General features: G+C 58.6%; 3 protein-coding genes. 1 reads left to right on the top strand and 2 read right to left on the bottom strand.

The window, feature by feature from the left end; genetic code table 11:
- The first annotated feature begins 483 nt into the window (after positions 1 to 483).
- Positions 484 to 2,436, top strand: coding sequence for a M23 family metallopeptidase (locus tag CU102_RS27975; RefSeq protein ID WP_106714311.1), 1,953 nt, complete (start codon positions 484 to 486; stop codon positions 2,434 to 2,436).
- Positions 2,437 to 2,498: 62 nt separating this feature from the next.
- Here CU102_RS27975 and CU102_RS27970 read toward each other — a convergent pair whose 3' ends face one another.
- Together CU102_RS27970 and clpB are read right to left on the bottom strand one after the other, a co-directional pair.
- Entirely contained in the window at positions 2,499 to 3,920 is a 1,422-nt protein-coding gene (locus CU102_RS27970) for a L,D-transpeptidase (protein WP_425351618.1), read from the bottom strand.
- Positions 3,921 to 4,099: 179 nt separating this feature from the next.
- A complete protein-coding gene (gene clpB, locus CU102_RS27965) occupies positions 4,100 to 6,712 on the bottom strand; it encodes an ATP-dependent chaperone ClpB (protein WP_106714309.1) in 2,613 nt (870 codons plus the stop codon).
- Between the last annotated feature and the right edge of the window lie 506 nt (positions 6,713 to 7,218).

Here is a 7,218-nt window from a genome sequence, read left to right as displayed (position 1 = left end):
GCTCACCGCAATCATCCCGCATTCCCGCAGAACAACCAGGCAAACCTTAGGGCGCATTCAGCAACCGCCAGCGGCGCCCCGCCCTCGTTGTGCCGGTATATAGACCCCACCAAACAAAACTGTCAACAGCGTTTTTGAAGATAATATGAAAAATATGACAGGCTCTTGCCGCACGGGTTTCCATCGGGAAAAAATGCTGCATGTGCACATAGCCGGCGAATTGAAATGTGATCGGTCTGGCCACAAACATGCCCTATTCCCGACATAGCGCTCGCTGCCATGCGACAGGATCGATCCAGCTTTGGTATTATACGCAGCTTGCCTATGTACATACTTGTGGAACGCCGCGTTGACAGAGCGAAGCTGCAAGGGCAAAACTGCTGCCTCGTTGACTTCATACCAGGACAAGCTGGTCGGCAAGAGCGCCGAAATATCACTTAAAGCCTGCTTTCTACAACGGCGACAGGATCGACACTGAGTAGTATGAACGAGTACGAGGGGCACTCATCAATAGATCCGGGCAATGAGCCGCCGTTGATAACGGATGGCCGCCGCGGCCCGCCCGACAGGCGTGAAATATCGGCGCGATGGCTGACGGGCACGTTCCTCACCGGCATTACGTCGAGTATGCTCATGGGCGTGGCTCTGTTTGCCGCGCTCGACGGCCGCGAACAATTGGCGACGCCGCCTGAACTGATGGGCCGCAACGCGATGCCGGCGGCCAATAACAGTGACGTTGCCAAAGGCGCACGTGTCGCCGCAACCACCCCGATCCAGAAAAATCGCGACCGGCGCCGGCTCGAGGTCTCGACCGTCTTCAAGGATGGCGAGCGCGACGTCATTCGTACCATGCCATTCGAGTTTGTTCACATCGCGCTCGCCGATGTCCACAACACCAATCGCCGATACCCGTCCTTCAATCCGCTCGATGTCTTTGCGGAGGCAAATGAAGATACGGACCCGACGCCGAAGACCGGTCTGATCTATGGCGCCAAGGTGGAGAGCGAAGTGAGCCTCCGTACGGTGGATTTCCCCCTCGTGTCGGCACAGTATGATCCTTCCGACGATCTCAGCGTTGATGAGGTGGAAGAGGTGGTTCGCAATACCGGCTCCCTGTTGACCGACGGGGCCATTCAGGTCGCCTCGCTGCACTACGTTGACCCATTGCGCTTCGGCACGGCCGACGATGATCCCTACAACCTGCGCAATCCGCTGGCGGTCAAGATTATTCAGGAAAATGTCAGTGTTGCTCCCCGCCTGCCTGAGGATGCCGAGAGCGCCGGCTATTCGGAAGAACTCATTCAGTTCCGCAGCGACAAGGATATTCTGGCCGCTCTCAACGAGGCTGGCTACGAAGAAGGCGACGCCGCCGGAATGTCCGAGGCCATCGTCAAACTGTTGAATTCGCCCCGCCTGAAGGGCGGAAGCGTCCTGCGTCTTGGCGTCGAGTCGCAGAACAATACCGATCGGATCATGCGCGCCAGTGTTTACAACGGCAGCACTCACATACTGACCATCGCCCTGAACGACAGGGATCAATATGTTCCGGCCGACGAGCCGGAAATGACGCCAGGACTGCAAATTGCCTTCGACGACAATCCGCCGGCCGCGCGCCGGTCTGAGGATTTGCCGACGGTCTATGACGGCATATACAGGGCGGGGATTGCCTACGGCATGACCGACCCGATGATCAAGCAGCTCATCAGGATGCTCGCCTCCGACGTCGACTTTCAGTCGCAGCTCAGTTCCACCGACCAGCTGGAAGCACTTTTCTCCCTGCCTGCGGATTCGGACAAGGCTGGCGACGAATCGGAGATCCTTTACGTTGCCGCGAACTTTGGCGGTGACCTCAAGAAATTCTATCGGTTCCACGGCGAGGACGGCAACACGGACTATTATGACGAGAACGGCAAAAGCTCGAAGCAATTCCTGCTGCGTAAACCCGTTCCGAATGGCGTCTTCCGTTCACCCTTCGGCATGCGCCGTCATCCGATCCTCGGCTATTCCCGCATGCATACCGGAGTGGATTGGTCCGCGCCGCGCGGCACACCCATCGTTGCCGCAGGCAATGGCGTGGTCGAACGGGCCGGCTGGACCAACGGCTATGGCAATCAAACCATCATCCGGCATTCAAACGGTTACGAAAGCAGTTATTCCCATCAGAACGCCATCGCGAGCGGCGTAACGCCGGGAGCCCGCGTCCGCCAGGGCCAGGTGATCGGTTATCTCGGTTCGACCGGCCTTTCGACCGGACCACACCTTCACTACGAAGTCATCGTCAATGGCTCGAAGGTGGATCCGATGCGCATTCGTCTACCAAGCGGCGGCGAGCTCGGCGGCGATGACCTCGTTGCCTTCAAGCGCGAACGGGAGCGTATCGACCAGCTCCTCAAGGACGAAGACCAGAACGGAACCAAGGTCGCCGCCAGCGGCTGATGAGCTCTGGTTTGGCGGCAATTCCGGACGGAAAACCGGTTCCCGCTTTTCTCAGAATTGCTCTACTCCTGAAACTCGACCGTCACACCTTTTTGTACGAGCTTTGACAGTTCCGTCGCATCCCAGTTGGTCAGGCGCACACAGCCGTGGCTGTTGGTCTTGCCGATTTTGGAGGGCTCGGGCGTACCGTGGATGCCGTAGGTCGGCTTCGACAGGGCAATCCAGACCGTACCCACCGGCCCGTTCGGACCCGGCGGAATCGTCAAGACCGAGTTGTTCTCACCCTGTTTGAAGTTGATCTTCGGATTATAGGTGTAATTCGGATTGAGTGCGATCCGCTCCACCTGGACTGTGCCCGATGGCGAGGGCGTATCCGTCGAGCCGATGGTGGCTGGATAGGCAACGACCAGACGGCCCTCGGCATTATAGCCACGCACCTGCTTGCGCCCCTTGTCCGCAATGATTCGCGTTACGGCGCCACCGGCATTCTGGCCCGTGCTGGCCACCTGGATTGCAACGCCCGGCGTATTGAAGTCCACCCCCGGGTTGATCTCCTTCAGATAGTTCTCATCCATATGGAACCGCTCGGCCAGCATTTCCGTAACCAATGTGAACGCCATCCGTTCCAGCTGCGCCTTGTGGCCATAATCCTCCGGGATCGACGCAACAAACGGATAGGCCGCATCTTCGGAAGTGATCGTATAGGATATGAAAGCCGGACCGCCGGTCTGTTCCAGCGATGCGTTGATGCCCTCCTCATTGAGCGGATCGAATTGCTGACCGGTCATTTCTTCGAACGCCGCAACGGCCTTGTCGACATTGCCACCCTTGTGGCCATCGATGACGCCGGGCGACACGCCGATTCGATCGAGCAGGACCTGAATGGCCGCGATCTTGGCCTTTGCGCCCTGCCCCTTCGGCAGTTCAACCGTCGGTGCCGGATTGGGGTGAAGCGGTATCTGCTCTTGCTGCGGCGCGTCGGTCAGACCATCGCTTGGCATCTCTGGATCGACGAAATTCGGATCAGATGGCGTCAAATCCGATTCGCTACCGGCCGGCGGCAGGGGCTGGCGATCAACGCTCCCATAATCGCGCTCGGAAGGCAGCGCCGATTGCTGTTCATAGGGATCGTTGGACGGACCATAGGGATCTTGCGGAATGGCACCCGTGTCATAGGGATCCTGCGGAGCCTCCGGGAAATAATCCGCGCCCTGATTCGATTGATCATATTGCGGCTCTTCTACCGACACGATTCGGCCGCGACGGTCCACGGTGATTTTCCGGCCATACTCGTCGAAATAGGACCGGTACGCTTCGCGGCGTGGACGGCGTTCACTCGGTTCGAAGAGCTGCGCAACCTGATAGGACGACTGATCGTTGGCGACGGGGACAGCTATTTCGGCAGCATGCGCGCCTGTTGCGGCGACGGCGCTCGCGGAAGCAATCAGCAACATTCCAAACAATGAACAATGATAAGACATCATGCCTTCAGCTTCCGGTTTTCATTACTAATGCGCCATTAAGCATAAATGACCCATTTTCCTGTCTTTATGGTTAATGCCGTCATGCTTTTATCGTTGCATCTATCGGATGAACGGGACGTGAAAATGGCCGCTCTGTGGCGGCCACTCTCTTTCTTTTTCTGCTTGGGCAGCGCACGCTTTTACGCAGCCTCGCTGTTCTCCTTTTCGGGCGCAGACTTCACCGCTTTGAAGTTCAGCCTGTCCGACCCCGCAGTGATCTTGACCGTCGACCCGTCCAGAACCTCGCCAAGCAGGATTTTCTCCGCCAGCGGATCCTGGACCTGCTTCTGGATCACACGCTTCAACGGCCGTGCGCCATAGGCAGGATCATAGCCTTTCTCGGCCAGCCAGTTCGTCGCATCTTCGTCGATCTTGAGCACGATCTTGCGATCGGCCAGGAGCGACTGCAGGTGCTTCATCTGGATGGCAACGATCTTGCCCATCTCCTTGCGCTGCAGACGGTGGAACAGGATGATCTCATCCACGCGGTTGAGGAACTCCGGCCTGAACGATGCCTTGACGACGTTCATCACCTCTTCCCGAACGGTCTCGACATCCTCACCCTCGCTGAGCCCGACAAGATACTCGGCCCCGAGATTGGACGTCATGATGATCAGCGAATTGCGGAAGTCGACCGTACGGCCCTGACCATCGGTCAACCGTCCATCATCGAGCACCTGCAACAGCACGTTGAAGACATCCGGATGGGCCTTTTCGATCTCGTCGAACAGAACCACCTGATAGGGCCGGCGCCGCACGGCCTCGGTCAGTGCACCACCTTCTTCATAGCCGACATAGCCTGGAGGAGCGCCGATCAGCCGGGCGACCGAATGCTTCTCCATATATTCGGACATGTCGAGGCGCACCATCGCTGTCTCGTCGGAGAACAGGAACGATGCCAGCGCCTTCGTCAGCTCGGTCTTGCCAACGCCCGTGGGGCCAAGGAAGATGAACGAGCCAATGGGCCTGTTCGGATCCTGCAGTCCGGCACGCGCACGGCGAACGGCCTTCGACACCGCCTGCACAGCTTCGCCCTGGCCGACAACACGCTTGGCAAGCTCGTCTTCCATACGCAGGAGCTTTTCACGCTCACCCTCCAGCATCCGGTCAACCGGAATACCGGTCCAGCGCGAAACCACCTGGGCAATATGATCCGGGGTTACAGTTTCCTCGACCATCGAGGTCGCGTTGTCCTGCTGCTCCGCTTGCGCGAGCTCCTTCTCCAATTGCGGGATCGTCCCATAGGCAAGCTCGCCTGCCTTCTGGAATTCGCCATTTCGCTGGGCGGCCGCAAGCGCGTTGCGCGCATCGTCAAGCTGACGCTTCAGATCGGCCGCATGGCCAAGCTTCTGCTTTTCGGCCTGCCAGGTGTTCGTCAGTGCCGTCGACTGTTCCTCGAGATCGGCAAGTTCCTTCTCCAACCGCTCAAGCCGATCGCGGGATGCGTCGTCTTTTTCGACTTTCAGGGCCTCACGTTCAATCTTCAGCTGCATGATGCGGCGGTCGATTTCGTCCAGCTCTTCCGGCTTGGAATCCACCTGCATGCGCAGCCGCGCGGCGCCTTCGTCAACAAGATCGATCGCCTTGTCCGGCAGGAACCGGTCGGTGATGTAGCGATTCGACAAGGTAGCGGCAGCGACAAGCGCCGAATCGGATATCCGGACCTTGTGGTGCTGTTCGTACTTTTCCTTCAGGCCACGCAGGATCGAAATCGTGTCCTCAACTGTCGGCTCGTCGACAAATACCGGCTGGAACCTGCGGGCAAGCGCCGCATCCTTTTCAACATGCTTGCGATATTCGTCGAGTGTCGTCGCGCCAATGCAGTGCAGTTCACCGCGCGCCAAGGCTGGCTTCAAGAGGTTGGAAGCGTCCATTGCACCTTCGGCCTTGCCGGCGCCCACAAGTGTGTGCATCTCGTCGATGAACAGGATGATCTCGCCGTTTGCCGAAGTGACTTCGGACAGCACACCTTTCAGCCGCTCCTCGAATTCACCACGATATTTCGCACCGGCAATAAGCGCGCCCATGTCGAGCGCCATCAGCTGCTTGTCCTTCAATGATTCGGGAACGTCGCCATTGACGATACGCAACGCAAGACCCTCGGCAATCGCCGTCTTACCGACACCCGGCTCGCCGATAAGCACCGGATTGTTCTTGGTGCGCCGCGACAGAACCTGGATTGTGCGGCGAATTTCGTCGTCGCGGCCAATGACCGGGTCGAGCTTGCCCGCCCGTGCGTCGGCCGTCAGGTCCCGTGCGTATTTCTTCAAGGCGTCATAGGTATTTTCGGCAGAAGCCGAGTCGGCGGTCCGGCCCTTGCGGATATCATTGATGACAGCATTCAGGCCGGCAGGGGTGACCCCGGCTCTGCTCAAGATTTCCGACGTCTTTGCTGACTTCTCGATCGCGAGTGCCGTCAAAAGGCGTTCGACCGTGACAAAGCTATCGCCCGCCTTCTTCGCAACTTCCTCGGCAGTCGTGAAAACCTTGGCCAAAGGCTGGGCAAGGTAAAGCTGGCCGTTCCCGCCTGTCACTTTGGGCAGCGCGTTGAGTGCTGCCTGCAAACCGAGGCGCACTTCTTCAACGTTCCCGCCTGCTCGTTCGATCAGGGACGCGGCAAGACCTTCCTCGTCATCGACCAGAACCTTCAACAAATGCTCCGGTGCAAACTGCTGATGATTAGAGGAGAGGGCAAAGGTCTGCGCCGATTGGATAAAACCGCGGACGCGCTCGGTGTATTTTTCAATATTCATTCTGTGTCTCCTTTTCCCGGACGACCCTGAAGCGGCGCCGTGCGGTCAAGTTGGTGACGGGTCCCCTCAATGAGGCAAACCCATTCGTTCGCCTCCAAATATGGGAACATTATCAACAGCGCGCAAGGCCGGGAACCGGGGTTTTGTTGCGATCCTTGGCGGCAGGTTTCCCACTGTAACATACGCCTCCTCACCACGCGCTCATCTGAGTCTGGCCATTGAACGGTTGGGAAGACGGGCGGTCATCGAAGCGCGTCTTTGGGGTAGTGATGGTGCGATCCGAAGACCGCCCGTCCGGCGTTTTTTCATCCCGTCCGTTCCGCTTGGGAGGCCTCGGCATCGGGGAGTACCATTTGCGATACTCCATGCGTCGCCTACGCGCCCCTTAGAGTGCTCGTCCAGCACGCGCCGGTCATAGTACCGGCAGGGGAACCCTTGGACGGAACTTCCCCGGACAGCGGGCCCGTTACCCGCCATCGGAGGCGCCGGTCCTTCTCCCACTTCGA

The organism is Phyllobacterium brassicacearum (assembly GCF_003010955.1).
GTDB classification, from domain to species: Bacteria; Pseudomonadota; Alphaproteobacteria; order Rhizobiales; family Rhizobiaceae; genus Phyllobacterium; species Phyllobacterium brassicacearum.
This window is presented reverse-complemented; position numbering and strand designations above follow the sequence as displayed.